16 protein-coding genes and 1 tRNA gene are annotated in these 15,879 nt (G+C 50.2%); 9 read left to right on the forward strand and 8 right to left on the reverse strand.

Annotation, left to right across the window (positions count from 1 at the left end):
• Positions 1–277: 277 nt before the first annotated feature.
• A complete protein-coding gene (locus VDIS_RS03260) occupies positions 278–1,390 on the reverse strand; it encodes a cytochrome ubiquinol oxidase subunit I (RefSeq protein WP_013335785.1) in 1,113 nt (370 codons plus the stop codon).
• Positions 1,383–3,041: a cytochrome ubiquinol oxidase subunit I gene (locus VDIS_RS03265; protein WP_013335786.1), complete on the reverse strand. Its 1,659-nt coding sequence runs from the start codon at positions 3,039–3,041 to the stop codon at positions 1,383–1,385. Before VDIS_RS03265 ends, VDIS_RS03260 begins: the two co-directional genes overlap by 8 nt.
• A gap of 192 nt (positions 3,042–3,233) precedes the next feature.
• Between VDIS_RS03265 and VDIS_RS03270 the strand changes: the two genes are divergently transcribed.
• From VDIS_RS03270 to VDIS_RS03280, 3 genes are all read left to right on the forward strand, one after another.
• Entirely contained in the window at positions 3,234–4,178 is a 945-nt protein-coding gene (locus VDIS_RS03270; protein ID WP_171804835.1) for an EVE domain-containing protein, read from the forward strand.
• Between the two features lie 68 nt (positions 4,179–4,246).
• Entirely contained in the window at positions 4,247–5,536 is a 1,290-nt protein-coding gene (locus VDIS_RS03275; protein ID WP_148678199.1) for an MFS transporter, read from the forward strand.
• 166 nt (positions 5,537–5,702) lie between these two features.
• Complete coding sequence (locus VDIS_RS03280) at positions 5,703–6,737, forward strand: phospholipase D-like domain-containing protein (RefSeq protein ID WP_013335789.1); 1,035 nt, start codon at positions 5,703–5,705, stop codon at positions 6,735–6,737.
• Positions 6,738–6,765: 28 nt separating this feature from the next.
• Here VDIS_RS03280 and VDIS_RS03285 read toward each other — a convergent pair whose 3' ends face one another.
• The 3 genes from VDIS_RS03285 to VDIS_RS03295 form a co-directional block, all read right to left on the reverse strand.
• Positions 6,766–7,311: an EVE domain-containing protein gene (locus VDIS_RS03285; protein ID WP_013335790.1), complete on the reverse strand. Its 546-nt coding sequence runs from the start codon at positions 7,309–7,311 to the stop codon at positions 6,766–6,768.
• 124 nt (positions 7,312–7,435) lie between these two features.
• The gene (locus VDIS_RS03290; RefSeq protein ID WP_013335791.1) at positions 7,436–7,870 is read right to left on the reverse strand and encodes a HEPN domain-containing protein; all 435 of its coding nucleotides are present in this window, start codon (positions 7,868–7,870) and stop codon (positions 7,436–7,438) included.
• Entirely contained in the window at positions 7,863–8,327 is a 465-nt protein-coding gene (locus tag VDIS_RS03295) for a nucleotidyltransferase family protein (RefSeq protein ID WP_216086139.1), read from the reverse strand. The genes VDIS_RS03290 and VDIS_RS03295 overlap by 8 nt, the downstream gene beginning before the upstream one ends.
• Before the next feature lie 210 nt (positions 8,328–8,537).
• Between VDIS_RS03295 and VDIS_RS03300 the strand changes: the two genes are divergently transcribed.
• From VDIS_RS03300 to VDIS_RS03305, 3 genes are all read left to right on the forward strand, one after another.
• Positions 8,538–8,843: a hypothetical protein gene (locus tag VDIS_RS03300; RefSeq protein ID WP_013335793.1), complete on the forward strand. Its 306-nt coding sequence runs from the start codon at positions 8,538–8,540 to the stop codon at positions 8,841–8,843.
• Between the two features lie 26 nt (positions 8,844–8,869).
• Positions 8,870–9,070 carry a hypothetical protein gene (locus VDIS_RS12595; RefSeq protein ID WP_013335794.1) on the forward strand — a complete coding sequence of 67 codons (201 nt, stop codon included), beginning with the start codon at positions 8,870–8,872 and terminating at the stop codon, positions 9,068–9,070.
• Between the two features lie 474 nt (positions 9,071–9,544).
• A complete protein-coding gene (locus VDIS_RS03305) occupies positions 9,545–10,033 on the forward strand; it encodes a hypothetical protein (RefSeq protein WP_013335795.1) in 489 nt (162 codons plus the stop codon).
• A gap of 124 nt (positions 10,034–10,157) precedes the next feature.
• Here VDIS_RS03305 and VDIS_RS03310 read toward each other — a convergent pair.
• Positions 10,158–10,278 (reverse strand) — tRNA-Pro (locus VDIS_RS03310).
• Positions 10,279–10,442: 164 nt separating this feature from the next.
• Between VDIS_RS03310 and VDIS_RS03315 the strand changes: the two genes are divergently transcribed.
• Genes VDIS_RS03315 through VDIS_RS03325 form a run of 3 tightly spaced genes read left to right on the forward strand, consistent with a single transcriptional unit; the run spans position 10,443 to position 13,247 of the window.
• Complete coding sequence (locus VDIS_RS03315) at positions 10,443–11,087, forward strand: phosphoribosyltransferase family protein (protein ID WP_013335796.1); 645 nt, start codon at positions 10,443–10,445, stop codon at positions 11,085–11,087.
• Positions 11,080–12,141, forward strand: a complete 1,062-nt coding sequence (locus VDIS_RS03320; RefSeq protein ID WP_013335797.1) for a formate--phosphoribosylaminoimidazolecarboxamide ligase — start codon at positions 11,080–11,082, stop codon at positions 12,139–12,141. The genes VDIS_RS03315 and VDIS_RS03320 overlap by 8 nt, the downstream gene beginning before the upstream one ends.
• Positions 12,138–13,247 carry a formate--phosphoribosylaminoimidazolecarboxamide ligase family protein gene (locus VDIS_RS03325; protein WP_013335798.1) on the forward strand — a complete coding sequence of 370 codons (1,110 nt, stop codon included), beginning with the start codon at positions 12,138–12,140 and terminating at the stop codon, positions 13,245–13,247. The genes VDIS_RS03320 and VDIS_RS03325 overlap by 4 nt, the downstream gene beginning before the upstream one ends.
• On the opposite strand, the gene ppcA is transcribed toward VDIS_RS03325, so the two are convergent.
• Both ppcA and VDIS_RS03335 read right to left on the reverse strand, forming a co-directional pair.
• The gene (gene ppcA, locus VDIS_RS03330) at positions 13,244–14,779 is read right to left on the reverse strand and encodes a phosphoenolpyruvate carboxylase (protein ID WP_013335799.1); all 1,536 of its coding nucleotides are present in this window, start codon (positions 14,777–14,779) and stop codon (positions 13,244–13,246) included. The two genes, VDIS_RS03325 and ppcA, sit on opposite strands and share 4 nt — an antisense overlap.
• Before the next feature lie 83 nt (positions 14,780–14,862).
• On the reverse strand, positions 14,863–15,786 hold the full coding sequence (locus VDIS_RS03335; RefSeq protein WP_013335800.1) for a prephenate dehydratase: 924 nt from the start codon (positions 15,784–15,786) through the stop codon (positions 14,863–14,865).
• Positions 15,787–15,879 lie beyond the last annotated feature (93 nt).

Consider the following 15,879-nt stretch of genomic DNA (forward strand, 5'->3'; position numbering starts at 1 on the left):
GTTGTTAAGGCATGGAAGCCCCAAGAATTGACTACTGAGGCACGTCCCTTTAGGCCTGGGTGCATTGGGAATGGGTGGGGCAAGTGGACGGTGAGTAGCGAGGCGGTGTACGCCCCAATTATCATTGCCTTAACGTAGCATCGAGGTTATCACTAACCACGTGCCAGGTCTTCCCTCCAGTTACTTATGGATAGGCAGGTGCTTGGGTCTCCCGAGAGTTACTGACGTGGCGTGGGAACAAAGCCATAAGTTTTATTTGAGGAATTGATTGCAGGCATCACTCCTCCGGTAGGAATCTCCTGATTATGGCGTAGTATAGGGTTACTGTGAATATTGCCGTGAACACAAGCGTTGATAGGAGCATTGTGTACATGGCGATTAGGGGTAGTGGTATGAGCGTGTTTAGTAATTGGGTTATTGGTATGCCTGAGCTACCACTTAGGAATAGGTATGGGTACCTGGAACCGTCGTTGACGTACTCCATGAGCACGAGTATTGCCTCGGCCAGGACACCGGTGCTAATGACGGCGGGCCTAACGACCCTACCCCTCATCACGGTGTAGAAGGCGTATATGGCCGTGACCCCCAGGGCTATGGTTAGGGCTATGGCCGCGTAGAAGGCTGGGTAGAAGAGTGCCGTGCCTGGGTCATAACCCAGCAGTGGGCCTGCGATATTGCTTACTATGTATGGGTCGTACTTCTCAAGCACCGTGAAGTAATAAGCCCCCGCAATGGCCTGTGGCACGAGTAGGGCTAGGCCGGTCCCCAGGGCTATCCTCATGCCCTCAATGTTCATGTTCCTCCTGGTGGCCAGTACTGAGGCTGTTACGAAGGCCCCGATGTCCATGGCGCCAATGAGTGTGTGGGCTATGAGTGGTGGGTATACTGGGTTTGAGAAGGCGGTCAGTGGGTTGGTCATTGTGTACTGTGGGTAGTCGAGGCCCGCGAAGAGGTACCTGAAGCCCACTGGGACGAGGAGTACGGATATGGCGAGTGGTATGCCAATTAGGCTGTGAGTCCTTGGGTTGACCCTACCCCACAGGTGCCAGTAGATGGCTATGAGTGGTATACTCACTAGGATCCCCACGAGGGCTATGGCTATTGGGTAGAAGTAGACCTTCGTGAATATTGCGGTCATTGATGGGAAGAGCCCAGCCATGAAAACGGTCAGTATCGTGCCCCAGACACCGCCGAAGAGCTCCGTCACCACCATGAGCCTGAACATGTCCCTGGCCACAGACTCGAGGCCTAGGTCCCTGTGTAGGTAGGCCAGGTACCTTGTCACCACCGTGAGTACCGTGGCCCCTATTATCACGTTAACAAACACAAGGTGCATCTCAAGGGCGAAGCCCAGCACGGCGAAGGAGAGCAGGGCAAGGTAACTACTCATGACCACCCACCCCAGCCAACTCCCTAAACCTGTCCAGGAGGCTCGGCCTAGTGGCTACGTAGTACATCGCCAGGGCCCCCACGACAGCTATCGCAAGTAGTACGGCGACTACGAATGCCACGAAGCCCGGCGTTATTGCGTCGACCGTCACCACCTCGTTGGTGGTTATCAAACCATAGACCGTCCACGGCTGCCTACCAATCTCCCTAGCGGCCCACCCAGCCGTGGCTGCTACTGCAGATAGCACTGCCATCGCCGAGGCCAGGAAGGGCATTACATTGTCGGCGCCTATCAGGACGCCCAGTATTTCGTTATTTATGAAGTCAGTTATTGCCGATAGCACGGGTACCCTGACGAGGTACGTGAATAGGGCAAGCACCGCGGCCACTGCGAGTAGTATTCCGGCGCCAATCATTGTGTAGTAAAACGCGCTGACCAACGGCGCCAGGGGTTCCATGGAGAGTACCGCGGCCTCACAGTTCTGGGCTAGGGTCACGTTGGCCAGAGGACCGAGATAGCCCAGCATCCCTGGGTCAAGCTCGCTGTAAAGCTGGCCGAAGGTGGTGTTGCCCAGCGCCCTGCATTGGCTTAGGTAGTACTGGAACCCGTAGAGTGGGTGGTATGGGTTTCCATAGGCGAACAGCGCCTCCACGGGGTCGTAGTACTCATACCCATAGACCCCTGAACCGCCCGTCAGTGTGGTTAATGCCGTGAACTTAAGCGGTTGGTACGCCACCACGTCATCGCCCATGAAGTGCCCCAGCACGATTGGCTCGATGAGGAGCACCACGGCGAGTATCCAGAGGAGGGGCTTTAGTAGCTTGATGTACTTATTGTCGTGGGTCCTGAAGAACCTAATCGATACGGCCAACGCCACAGCCCCAACGCCAATTGCGTAGGCCGCGAACAATGTGTGTAATGTGGTCACTATGGCGTCTGGGTTGACCATGGGCAACCATGGGTTCGTGAGGTACGTACCCACCAGCGAGGTGAAGTTCATGCTTGTCAGCGCCACGGAGCCTGAGCCATTGATTGCGTAGTGCAGGAGGAGCGCGGCTAGGTTTAGTGTTGCGGTTAGGTTTGCGGCGTCCGGACCATAACCCGGTAGGAATGGGTATAGCGCATGCGGTATCCCGCCCAATCCCCAGGGCGTGTTCATCCACGCGTTTGCCGTGAGTATGAAGTACCCGGATAGTGAGCCAAGGAGCCACGCAGTGATTAATATGCCGAGTGTGTACCCCGCCCTCCACCTGCCTATGGCTATGATGAAGAGCACCACTAGGACTGCCTCGCCTATGAAGGCTATGGTGGCCTCATAGAGGAGTGGGATGAAGGCTGAGGAGGAGAAGAGTAGTATGCTCGTTGGCCATATGTCCAGTAGGCCGAACTCCACTATCGTGCCTGTGACGGCGCCGAGGGCGAAGTTCACGGCCCAGACCATGGTTAGTGTCTTGGAGTAGTTTAGGAATAGTGCGTCGCCGGTCCTATACCACTTAATGAGCCAGGCGAGTATGGCTAGTGGGAAGCCCAGTGTGAATGATACGAAGACCGCGTGCAGGTAAATGCCGAGTATCGTCATGACCATCGCGTTATTAACGTTGGCGCTATGCACATAAAGCTCATTGAGTATGCCCAGGGTTGAAACGCCCATTTGGGTCGAGGTATTACCCAAGCCCCTAATTAAAAATGCTTAAGTGTCGTTTGGTCATTGTAATTGGCGATTCCCAGTTAAATTCATTGGCGATGGGGCTTAGATTTATTTACTGTCCAGTAATATTCAACTGAATATTCCGTGTCACAACCCCAGCAAAAGTTTTTCTCTACCTAGGCTATGTATAGCCCCGTGAATTACTGGCTTGCCATTGTGAGGGAGAGGGTCTTCATGGGCATTATCGAGACAGGCCTATTTGGTTGCCGTGATCCGGAGTGCGGCCTCTTAATGATTAGGATTAAGCCCGGCACCCGCCTGGTGCTCTTTGTGAGTGGCTTTGGTTGTAAGTCCTACTGCAAGTCCTTCGTGGGTGTCTTCGAGGTTGTTGGTGATTGGGTTAAGGCCAATAGGAAGTTGAATGATTGGTCCTACGTTGTTGAGGTTAAGCCCGTTGTCCTCGGCAGGGTTGAGCTTGGTAGTGTTGCTGGTAAGCTATCGTTTACTAAGGGTAGGAGGAGCATTACTGAGGCTTTGCACTCAGTTGATCCATCGAACCCGAGGGCGATGCCCATGCCCGTTGAGGATGCGGAGTTGATAATTAAGGAGTTGAGGAGTCAGTCAACGCCTAAGCCGGTGATTGAGGTTTTGGGGGCTTCTAAGGGCGGTGCTAGGGAGGTTGTTGGTGGGATTAGTTCGGCGGGTGCTGGGGCAGGTGCCGAGGCTCAGGGCGTTAGTGAGGTGGTGACGTTGTTGAGGGAGGCGGCTCAATTGTTTGGTTATTACCCGGTCAGTGATGTGGATGTTGGTGGGTATAGACTGGGGCTTGCCTGGTGGGGTAATGAGGATGAGTATAGGGATGGGTTGGCACCGTTGGCTGTGTTTGAGGTTGTTGATAACCCTGAGCAGGCGTTGGCGAGGCTTAAGCATGCGAGGGATAGGTGGAGGGGTGTTAGGCTGTACGCAGTTGTTAGGGATGAGGGTGTGAGGAGGGAGTTGGAGAGGGTGTTGAGGGGCTCATTCCATGAGCTTAGGAGGAAAGTTAGGGTGATAATGCTTGACGAGCTCAGGGGGCTCGTTCAGGACCTTAAGAGGCATGGTGAGTTGGTTAGGGAGTTCGTGATGCTTGATAAGGATTAGGCATTATCATCTAAATAGCCTATTGTGGCCGCGGTAATGTTTATATAATGCACTGGCGATTTAATAACGTGACTGGGAGGGCAATTACCGAGGAGGTTAACGTTAGGGCCATGGTTGGTGGTATGCTTGGCTGGATGGTTGATGTCTTCGACTTAACACTGGTCCTATTCATAGCCTCAGTCCTCGGTATATACTTCTTCCCACCAACGAATCTAATCGCCAGGTTACTCTTCGTCTTCGCCTCATACTCGCTGACCCTGCTTGCCAGGCCTTTGGGTGGTATTATATTTGGTCACGTGGCCGATAGGATTGGTAGGAGGCTCACCATGATGGTCACGTTAATGGGTTTGGGCATATCCTCAGCCTTAACCGGCGCGTTACCCACTTATCAAGAGGTTGGCTTATTGGCCACCGTGCTCTTCGTACTACTTAGGCTCCTGGTCGGCGTGTTCGTTGGCGGTGAGGTGAGTGGTTCGCACCTTGTGGCTATTGAGAGTTCATCACCCAGGTATAGGGGCTTGGTTAGTGGTGTAATCGAGAGCGGTTATTACTGGGGGTATGCACTCGCGGCATTCACCTTCGCTTCGCTAAGGGATTACTTCGGCACAAGGGCCTTCGTGGCCTATGGCTGGAGGTATGCCTTCCTCATAGGCCTCGTGGTCGCCGTAGTAGGCATCCTACTGAGGCTCACGGTTGATGAACCAAGCATATACAGGGAATTGAAGAGTGCCGGTAGGGTTTCTAGGGCACCCGTCATTGAGTTCTTTAGGAGGGGTTACCGCGATGCGTTAATAGCCCTACTCCTACTCGCCGGAATCTTCTGGGTTGCCTATGCAACCCTCGGCTTCCTACCAACATACTTACAAACCTTCCTAAGGATGCCCCTATCCACGGTGTTCTGGGGATTGACCTACGCATCACTCATTGGCGGTGTGATAACGATAATTGGTGGCGTGTTGAGTAATGTGATTAGGAGGAAGTACGCATTCCTATACTACTCATTAATAGGTATTATACTCGCCTATCCATTAACGGTGGTTTTGAGGAGTTCCTTCTCAGCCCTCGTGGTCTCAGCCGGCATTTTAACGAGTGTAATGGGTACGGGCGGTGTCATGCTCGTGTACCTAGCCGAGCTATTCCCAACCCGGTTCAGGGGCTCCGCAATAGGCTTCCTGTGGAACATGGCCTCCATAGGGGCCACGGCAGCCCTACTCACCGCGCCATTCTGGCTCAGGCTAGGCCTCGTGATTGGCTACTCGGTAATGCTCATCGTTGGGTTCGTAATAGCAATAGTGGGCACCGCAATAACCCGTGATAACACAGGCATTGAGTTGAGGAGGCTCGATGAAGTCTCGTAAATTAGCCATGGAATTTATCTTAAAGTTCTCGTGGTTTCATGTCTATTTTAATTAAGTTGTAATTCCAATTTCTTAGGCCAGAGTCCCAGCAATTACGCGGTCTAACCACCTTGGAGACTCCTCGTCATACTTAAGTAGGGTAGCTCATAATTACATTAATGGGGGCATGCTTATTCATATTTGCCATAGGCTCGATGAGTGCCTAGATAGGGCTAGGGTCCTTAGTGGCTTAACATCATTTAACGCAGCGACTGGGTTTGTTGATTATGATGGGTTATCGTACGTACTTAATTACCTGGGGGGTATTGGTGATGTTAGGGTTGTGGTTGGTGACTTGGGTTCAATACCGAGGGTTATCTATGAGAGGTGGCGTGATGTGATTAGGGTGTATCGAAGGCTACACACTAAGCTTTACTTACTTGGTAATGGTGTTGCCATTGTCGGTAGTGCTAATTTGACGGTTGGTGGTCTTTATGGTAATGTTGAGTTGAATGTCTTAATAAAGAATGGGGAGCTTTACGGTCAATTAATGAGGTATTTTGAGGAATTGTGGCTTAATGCTAAGCCGCTTACTGAGGATTACGTGGAGGATGTCGAGGAGGTCGAGGTTAGGAATACGAAGCGCAGCGCCGCTGGGTTTGTGAGTGAGGTGAATAGGGCATTACTAAGCATTTTGGGTGTCGATGAGGAGTGTTTAACCACGTTTAACCCAAGGCAGTGCGCGGCGATGGTTGCCGAGGCCATTAATAAGAGGTTCCGTGATTGTGAGGACCCTCCTGAGAGCTGTGTTGTGGCTGCTGTTGCTGAGGAATTGAACCTGAAGGTTAATGAGCTAGCTAGGCAGTTAATAAGCGGGCCTGGTTCAGCCGTTGTCGCAGGGCACCCGTTGTGTTGGGTTAAGGCCTTTATTAACCTGTTAAGGGCTGGTCGTGTAGGTGTTGAGGAGTTGAGTAGTGGTGTTAGGATTTACGAGGCCATGGTTAGGGAGGCGTCGCGGGAATGCCCTGGCAGGGCTGGGGAGCTGGCCCGTGAAGAGCTCGTGAGGCTTCATGATGAGCGTTATAGGGATGACTATGTCAGGTGGAAGATACCATATAGGTTATTGCCGCTTGCCCTGGTGCTCCCAATCATTGGCTGTAGGTTGGTTGGTATTCGTAGGAGGGACGGTAGTGTGTTAAGGAGGTTGGCCTGTAATCAGTAGGGTAGCTCTGTGTGTTGGTTGTTTAGGGTCATAGGCATGGCGTTGAGTCACCCATCAATTCCCTTAACTGCTTTATACAGGGGTGTTTCGGGTCTAAGTGATTAATTATGGTTCTATAATCCTCCTCCCTAATTGATATTATTGAGAATTGCATGTGGTCCTGCCAACCACCACGACCACTCCTTGCCTTGTTTGTGATGAAGTATAAATTATTTAATACGAGATAAATGCCCACAGCGCCTATGTAAATGTCGTTAAGCTTCTCAATCCCTATTAACATATTGAATTTATTCTTCGGATTCCACTCATTAACGGCTGGGTGATCGGGACGCAATAAACCACTACTCCTAACTCTATAAGGTCCTAAGAATACCCTCTGGCACCTATTGGGTGCGTTAACTATCCTCACCCTCAACGATCTAACGTAGAAGATCATGAGATCGCCGGGTTTCACGAGGTCCCTTGCCGTAATTCCGTACTTCTCATCATCAACGCCAAACACGCAATACCTTAGGCAGGTGATAAGGTTTTGCGGACTAGTGGTAAAGACCCAGTGCATGCCGGTGTTGTCCATTAATGATTTTTACCATAGGTCAAATATAATGTTTAATCAATGGAGAGCACCTCTAATTGCTCAGTGCTGTGGTGATCCATGATAACCAGGTATCAATGCCTTAAAACCATAAATCATTTCTTAATTAGGAAATTTCTAGGCCCAGGGACTTTAACACGGCTCTCATAATGTCAACAGCCCTCCTAGCCATGCCCAGGGCAGCTTCGGCGTCACCTCGGCTGTATATTTCCCAGGGAGTTAATCCACGTTCAGGCTCTCCATACGTGCTCCTACCATGCTCGGGCGCCAACCTCCTCACTATCACCGCTAATTCACTTACCAATTCCGTTAAATTCCTCGGTAGGTTAGCCATTACATCCTCCAACTCGCCAGACGGGTCATGACTCCAACTCGGTATCCTATAAATGGCTATGACGGCCTTAGCCGCGTTTTCAGCAGACAACTGCGCAGCGGCGACGGTGCCCCTCCAATCACCCCGACTGAATGCCTCATTGGCCTCCCTGAGGTAGTTAATGGCTAGCCTATACCTGTAATTGACCTCATCGATTGGGTCATACATTAACCCTCACCGACTTAATCATCGGCCTTCCATCAGCCCTCATCCACCCATACTTCCCATCCCTAGTCCTATACCTGACCAGGCCCTCATTCTCTATGAATTTAATCACGGAATCCTTAAAACGCCTCAGGTCACCATACCTATCACAGATTATTACCCCATCCCACGCCATGTTGATTGCCAACGCCGTCAATTTACCGCTGAGCTCGCTCCTCCTCATATCTACCAGTGTTATATCGCGCTTAACGAATCGCCTAAGCACCTCATAGGCCCTAGCCCTAACATCTAACCCGCTCAGCGTGTTGAATAGTACCATTACGTCAACATCACTATCCTCACGTGCCTCACCCCTCGCCCAGCTACCAAAGAGCATGAGCCCAAGGAACTCATCGCCGAACTCACCCTCTAAGTCCCTGCATGCCATCCTCAGTAAGTTGATAAGCTCATTAAGGTTCACGAATCCTCATTAATTGAGTGTTGCTGGCCTTTATATTCATTTATTCACAAACCTCGCATAAACGTCTTCTCTTCCTTTCTTCCTTAACTCATAAGGAATGCCTAAGCCCTTACACTTATGTGATGACGCTAAGTAAGGCCTTTTCGAGCCACCTCGCTCAACATCATTGAGCGGTCAATATTTTTAAATCCTGTTATGTTGTGATCATTGATGAATGTAAGATCAGTGCTATCTATGGTCACCGTGGTTGTTGCGGTGGTTATTGTCTTGTTTGTGGTTATGTACCTCCTCACGCCTAGGTACCCACCTCCGGGCATAACCATTGTTCCTAGTATTGATTATGGCTTCCTCCCCTGCAATGACCACTTCGTTATCATTCCTGGCGACTCGATGGTTGCCCCCATTATCACGTTCATGGTGATGTTGCAGCTAATGGTGTGTGATTTACATGGCTTTTCCAGCGAGTATAGTCAGCGAGGCTCTAACGGCGTTATCGAAGCTATCAAACCTCAGTGATGCCTTGATCATGGGCGTGTACATCGATGGAAAAATTAATCGCAAGCACCAACAATCCAGGTCCAATACCTGGCCTGAAGTTTACTGTTAGCCATCCCAATGGCACGATTTCCGTGGGTTACACAAGTGACGGTGTCTTCTTCCAAACGACTAACCTAACGAGTGGTGATGTAATAACCGTTGTGATTTACTCGGCAGTGCCCTATGCATTACCTCGTGTGCCGTGACCAACGAGAGTGAGGAGGTTGAGTTGATGGTTAGGAATAATTAGATTGGTGTGATGGGCATAACCAACGGCACACCAACGGCTGAACAACTCTACGTGGAGGGCAAATACATAACGGAGGTGCCCATAATCTAGTAATAAACGTTATAAGCCTAATAAGCCGACTACCACAGGAACTAACACCAAACCTCCTAGCAAGCGCAAGACCACTAGCCATTGAATACGCACCATCATTCGCAATCGGGCAATCACTACCACTAACAGGCAATAGACGATGAGCATGTCAGACAAACTCAAGATTGCATTAATCCTTGCCCTTTGAGGATCATGATAATGCTGTCCTGCTTTATTTGCTTTATGAGCGCATAAATTATTAGGAGCGTAGTTGGTATTGGGTATGGTTAATGCAGTATCCTGCTTTAGTTGTGTAATAATTATCAAATAGTCAGGGGTTTACTGAGTGGCGTGATTGGCCATGGGTGGGTTTAGGGAGGAGCTTAATGGTGCCGTTAGGTTGATTAATTCGGTGTTAATTGTGCAGGTTATTTCCATGGTCATTAGCGTAATTGCCCTTTACCTAATTCATGACTTAATTGTTCATGCATCATTAATGGCATTATCAATGGTCCTCCTCGTGGCGGCGTTGATAGACTTGCTTAGGGTGCTCAGTAAGGTTAAGGAGCTATACCTCACTAGGATTAGGGATGCTATTTGGACCCATAAGGCGGCCCTCGACGTGAATAGGGAAAGTAGGGAGTTGTGGGTTAGGGCTAGGGACTACGTCATGGCCCTCCTAATCATGGTCATAGCATCACTATCGTTAACACCGTACTTACTGATTAAGTCGTTAGGCCTGGCACCACCTTACTGCGTAATTACCTGGGTAAACCTCGCCCTGCTAGTAACCACCTCGCTCACAGAGGTTTACGTAATAGCCAGGGTGGAGTGCTCAATATGGATTTAACGATGAGTTAACGCGCCAACGGGATAACATCGCAATGGGGGTTCCCAGTAAGATGAGATGCGGCGCTATAAAGGCGATGACGACCTAAAATGCCCACGGGTTAAAAACAAAATAACGACTGTGTTGGTGGGGCCGCCGGGATTTGAACCCGGGATCACTCGGGCTCGCGTCTGCTACGTTGATCCCGAGCCGAGCCTCAGGCGTGGTTGAACCCACGTATCCTAGCCAGGCTAGACTACGGCCCCGCCAAGGAGTTGGTTTAGGGGAATTTAAGTTTTCCGTGTTTTACCCGTGAGGTTGTTTTTCATGGTTATTGTTTAAATAATTATTTAAATAATTTCGCCATATTTACCGGGGTTTTAATGAGTAAATTTTTAAATAAAAGTGTTAATTGGGGTGTTGATGGGTCATGGGTGGTGTTGAGCTTGTTAGGGTTTATGGGGGGCAGTTGTTTCATGAGGTGGAGGTTTTTGGTCTTAGGCGTAGCTTGCCTATAGTGCCTATTGGCTTTGGTTTGTGGATTGCCTCGGATGCCGGGCTTGTGCTTGGTGATGTGGAGTTCATTGGTAAGGCTAGTCATGAGGTCGCCAGGGTTGTGAGGCAGTACGACCCGGATGTCATCGTTACGGCCGAGGCCAAGGCCATTGCCATGGCCTATGAAGTGGCTAAGAACCTCGGCCACGGCAGATTCGTGGCCGTTAGGAAGAGTGTTAAGGGCTACATGAGGGGCTACATTACTGAGAACGTGAAGTCAATAACAACCAGGAAGCCTCAAACCCTCGTACTCACTAACGAGGATGCGGAGTTTATCAGGGGTAGGAGGGTGTGCCTATTTGATGATGTCGTGTCCACGGGTAGCACCATGGGGGCTCTAGAGAGGCTCGTCAACAGGGTTGGTGGTGAGGTTGTTTGTAAGGCGTGTATTTGGCGTGAGGGTCCCTGGTACACATCCAACGACCTGGTGTTCTTCGATTACCTGCCAATCTACGTCTCGAGGGAGCTATACAGTAGATTCATAGGTGGGTCACCCATTGGGGTGGTAGGCGGTGAGTGAGGTCCTTGCTAGGTATGACCTGGATAGGGTCACCATAGCCACGCTGGCCAGCCACTCATCGCTCCAGATATTCCACGGAGCTAAGCTTGAGGGCTTTGGGACCGTGGCCATCGTGCCCAGGGATAGGCTTTGGTTTTATGAGCAGTTTAGGCACTTGATTGACCACTTCATAGTCCTTAACAACTGGAGGGAGTTGTGTAGCCCCGACGTGGTCAGGAAGCTCCAATCGTTGAATGCCATATTGGTGCCCCACGGTAGTTACGTGGAGTACGTGGGTCTTGACTGCGCCGAGGGTATTGAGTTGCCCATCTTTGGGCTTAGGGGCTTATTTAGGGTTGAGAGTGACCAGTGGGCTAAGATGGACCTTCTCAGGAGGGCTGGTATACCAATACCGAGGCTTTTCAGTGTTGGTGATGATGTTGATGGGCCCGTGATAGTCAAGTTACCGGGTGCGAAGGGTGGTAGGGGTTATTTCATAGCTAGGTCTGGGGAGGAGGTTGCCAGGGGCGTTGAGGAGAGGGTTAAGGAAGGCTTGGTAAAGACGCCCAAGGACGCCATTGTGCAGGAGTATCTAATAGGCGTTCCAGTATACATACATTACTTCCACAGCCCAATACTGGGTAGGGTGGAGATATTGGGCGCCGACATTAGGTATGAAACCAATATTGATGGCTTAAGGAGGCTAACGCCGGATATTATCGTGGAGATGGGCCTAAAGCCCACCTTTGTCGTTGTGGGGAACATACCGCTTGTACTTAGGGAGAGCCTACTACCCAGGGTCCTCGACTATGGCATTAGGTTTGTTGAGGAGACCAGGAGAAGCCTACCACCCGGAGTCATTGGGCCCTTCTCCCTGGAGGGGGTCATAGACGATGAGGCTAATATAAGGATCTTCGAGTTCTCAGGAAGGATTGTTGCCGGGACTAACCTATACGTTTACGGTAGCCCATACTCATACCTCTACTGGGGTGAGCCCATGAGCATGGGTAGGAGGATTGCTAGGGAGATTAGGATGGCCATTGAGAAGGACGAGCTCAATAGGGTGGTCACATGAGGTACAGCGCTGGGAACTTACTGAGTGGTTACAGGCTCGGCGTGGATTCAGTGCACATAGTAGCCATAGCAAGCCACTCCGCACTTGACGTGTTTGATGGGGCTAAGGATGAGGGCTTTAGGACAGTAGCCGTTTGCCAGAGGGGTAGGGAGACGGCGTACCTCAGGTTTAAGAGGGTTGTTGACGTACCATTAATACTTGATAAGTACGCCGACGTGGCTAGGGAGGACGTCGTGGGTAAGCTCAGGTCGTTAAACGCCATATTCGTGCCCAATAGGAGCTTCTCCGTCTACGTGGGCTACGACACGATAGAGGACAGTTTCCCCGTGCCCATATTCGGCAATAGGTACCTGCTCAGGTATGAGGAGAGGGTTGGGGATAAGACGTACTACAGGATCCTAGATCTTGCGGGAATTAGGAGACCAAGGACCTACGCCTCGCCTGATGACATTGATAGGCCCGTGATGGTTAAGATGCCCCACGCGAGGAAGAGGGTTGAGAGGGGGTTCTTCGTTGCCGTGGATAGAGAGGATTTCTGGAGGAAGTTTAGGAAGCTCGTTAGTGATGGGGTGGTGAGTGAGGGTGACCTTAACAGGGCGTCGATTGAGGAGTTAATTGTTGGGGCTCACTTCAACGTTAATTACTTCAGGAGTATCGCAAGGGATGAGGTGGAGATTCTCAGTATTGACAGGAGAATTCAGACGAACCTTGACGGGCTATTGAGGCTCACGGCTGATGTGCAGTTGGAGATTAGGGACTACCTCGATGTGGAGATGATCGAGATTGGTCATGAGCCGGCCACCATCAGGGAGAGCGAGCTTAATAGGCTCTTTGAGGTGGGCGATAGGTTCGTCAAGGCCACCGAGGAGGTTGAGCCGCCGGGTGTCATTGGTCCATTTACACTACAGTTGATAGTTACCTCGGACCTCGATATAGTGGTCTTCGACGTGGCCCTCAGGATTGGTGGTGGCACGAACATATACATGGGCGTCGGCAGTCAATATAGTAAGCTATACTTCGGTAGACCCATAAGTATGGGTAGGAGGGTCGCCATGGAGATTAGGGAGTGCCTTGAGGGTAATTGCTTGGATAGGGTGGTGACTTAGCCTATTGCATGCCTTATCAACGCCATCTCAACCATGTACTTAACAGCGTCATCCTCCTTACCCTCAACCAATGAATTAATGAATAATTGAGTCAACAACTCATGCTTTCTACTATCGTAGTCGCTGGGCCCTGTTTTAATGCCCATCTCCTCAAGCGTCTTAATATCTCTCTTAACCATGTCAATGACCTCCCTGGTGATCCCAAAGGAATTACCTAATTTCGTGAGCATGTCCAGGCACTCGTGGCATACGTACCTAGCCGCCATGCTTAGGTCATGCCTTAGGTTTACATAGGCCTCACTCAACGCTGAATACTCCCTATCACTCAATTCATTAATTGTGGAAACACCCAACACCTCAGGCGGTATGCCTAACGAATATAGCGCAGCAACGAACGTGATAGCCCTAGGAAGAACCACGCCCCTAAAGCCCCTGCTGTAGCCGAATAGGCCTATGTGCAATTTCCTGGCTCTCCTCCTAGGTACGTAGTTTGAAACCCTATTTATAACGTTCGCAAGTCCCTCAATCTCCCTTTGGTAATTAACCACGTACTTATTAATTACGTTAATGAGCACCCCATGGTTAGGAATATCACAGCCACCGTCCGGCTTCCTATTGTTCAGCTTCGAAATGGCGTTAATGACCTCACCCTCTGGGTAGTCGTACCTAAATGCCGACTGAACGGTGAAGGTGTGTACGCATGGGTACTCCCTAACGACGTTATCCACGTTGTGTGGCGTTAAGTTGCCCCTAAATGGTGTTGGGCCAACGCCAATTATTGGGTATATCTCAAGCCCAAGTTCCCTGCCCAGGTTCAACGCCTTATTGAGGGCTATTTTCGCCATGAGGACTGCGGGTATTAAGCCGTAGTTCATTGCTGGGTCCGACCTGGCTATGAATATCCTAAGGTAGCTCGGCCTAACCACCCTCCAATAACCAATGATTATTTTGCCAACATTAAGCATTGAGCCCAGGTCCTCTATGAGGGGTATCACGTCTATTGTGCTCGGCCTAACACTGCCCAGGACATCCATGACCCTGACACCAGGGGTTAACTCAATGAATGCCTTACCGGCGACGACCCTCTCGTAATACCTATACGTAAATACGAGTTCCTCGGCCCTCGAGGTTAATGGAAGTATTACCTGGAATACCCCATTAATGTCATCAGTGCCATAGAACTCCCTGGCCACATCGTAGGCCGTGGGTATTAACTCAAGGGCTTGCGAAAATAGCTTCTTCTCGGCGGTCTCAGCCCAGGGATTCGGCAACCTAAGTGTCAAATACACGTCCCTGCCTAGGACGTGATCCCTGAAGAAGCCTGGGTACCTACTGAGTAGTTTCCTGACCACGTAGATATCCACGTCCTTACCCTCGAAGTCCCACATGACCTCATGACAACCATATAGACTGTATGCTAGGTAAGCCTCGTGAACCTCGTCATCCCCCTGGATAATACTATCCCTAGCCCAGTCAGGTACTCTGGCGTTGTCCGGGTGCTGCGTGCACATGCTCCTTGGAATGAGGTTCATGGCTAGGTGGTTAATGGGGCGCTGCTTAATAAGTTATACTTATTTTATATAAATTCGTCGATTAAATATATAGAATTAGTCAATTAATGAATGCGAGACACTGGGTAGCTACCCAGTAGCTTCACGTAGACGGCAACCCTACTCAATTCGTTAAATGCCCTTGAGCACTCCTCATCGGATAATTGGCACTCGGTCTCGAGTAGGAAGTCGTAACCCCAGGGACTACTCCTATTGGGCCTTGAGTAGATCATTGATAGGTTAATGCCGAACTCCGCAAAGGGCTTCAACGCATTAAATAGGGAACCCGGCCTATTGGGTACTGAGAATATTGCCAATGTCCTATCCCCCGACCTGTTCATGTGCCTTGAGATCACCAGGAACCTCGTGTAGTTTGGGTTATCCTCAATGCCACAAACCAGTGGTTTAAGCCCGTAAAGCTCGGCCCCAATCCTAGACGCAATCGCCGCCCTATGCCTATGCCCCTTAATTAGCCTTAGCGCCTCCGAAGTTGATTGCGTATAACTTATTGATGCATTTAACCTGGTTATGAAGTTGAGCGCCTCATTAATTGCATGTGGGTGTGAGTAAACCTCCCTAATCTCGCTCAGTTCAACACCATCATTAACCACTAGGCATAGGGTTACCCTGTGATCAATGGCGTAATTAACATAGACATTCCACCTAACCAGGGCATCCATGGACTCACCAACAACCCCCGCCTGATTATTCTCTATGGGTATTACACCGAAGCCATAATCACCCTGGTAAACACCCCTAACCACATCACTTATTGACCTGAGTGGCGTGAGTACCGCCCCCTTACCAAACAATTGAACTGCAACCTCATGGGAGTAACTACCCTCAGGCCCCAGGTAGGCAATCCTATCATTATTAATTAATAACTCACTCACAAACCTGAGGAGTAACGGATCATGAATTGACTGCATAAGCTCCGTAACCCTCACAACACCCCCATACTTAATTAATAAATCCCTCAACCTGCCCAACTCCTCCTCAACCCTAACTATTGCGGTAATTAGCTCTGAAATTCCTGGTTAACCACGTAATTACCTATTGACTATACTTTATAAATATTACCA

Source organism: Vulcanisaeta distributa DSM 14429 (assembly GCF_000148385.1).
Lineage (GTDB): Archaea > Thermoproteota > Thermoprotei > Thermoproteales > Thermocladiaceae > Vulcanisaeta > Vulcanisaeta distributa.

Excerpts from the sequence above, each read along its gene's own strand:
- VDIS_RS03260 (WP_013335785.1), bottom strand. The coding sequence starts at position 1,390 with ATGAGTAGTTACCTTGCCCTGCTCTCCTTCGCCGTGCTGGGCTTCGCC.
- VDIS_RS03315 (WP_013335796.1), top strand. The coding sequence starts at position 10,443 with ATGGGTGGTGTTGAGCTTGTTAGGGTTTATGGGGGGCAGTTGTTTCAT.
- VDIS_RS03305 (WP_013335795.1), top strand. The coding sequence starts at position 9,545 with ATGGGTGGGTTTAGGGAGGAGCTTAATGGTGCCGTTAGGTTGATTAAT.
- VDIS_RS12595 (WP_013335794.1), top strand. The coding sequence starts at position 8,870 with ATGGAAAAATTAATCGCAAGCACCAACAATCCAGGTCCAATACCTGGC.
- VDIS_RS03290 (WP_013335791.1), bottom strand. The coding sequence starts at position 7,870 with ATGTATGACCCAATCGATGAGGTCAATTACAGGTATAGGCTAGCCATT.
- VDIS_RS03265 (WP_013335786.1), bottom strand. The coding sequence starts at position 3,041 with ATGGGCGTTTCAACCCTGGGCATACTCAATGAGCTTTATGTGCATAGC.
- ppcA (WP_013335799.1), bottom strand. The coding sequence starts at position 14,779 with ATGAACCTCATTCCAAGGAGCATGTGCACGCAGCACCCGGACAACGCC.
- VDIS_RS03325 (WP_013335798.1), top strand. The coding sequence starts at position 12,138 with ATGAGGTACAGCGCTGGGAACTTACTGAGTGGTTACAGGCTCGGCGTG.
- VDIS_RS03280 (WP_013335789.1), top strand. The coding sequence starts at position 5,703 with ATGCTTATTCATATTTGCCATAGGCTCGATGAGTGCCTAGATAGGGCT.
- VDIS_RS03300 (WP_013335793.1), top strand. The coding sequence starts at position 8,538 with ATGAATGTAAGATCAGTGCTATCTATGGTCACCGTGGTTGTTGCGGTG.
- VDIS_RS03285 (WP_013335790.1), bottom strand. The coding sequence starts at position 7,311 with ATGGACAACACCGGCATGCACTGGGTCTTTACCACTAGTCCGCAAAAC.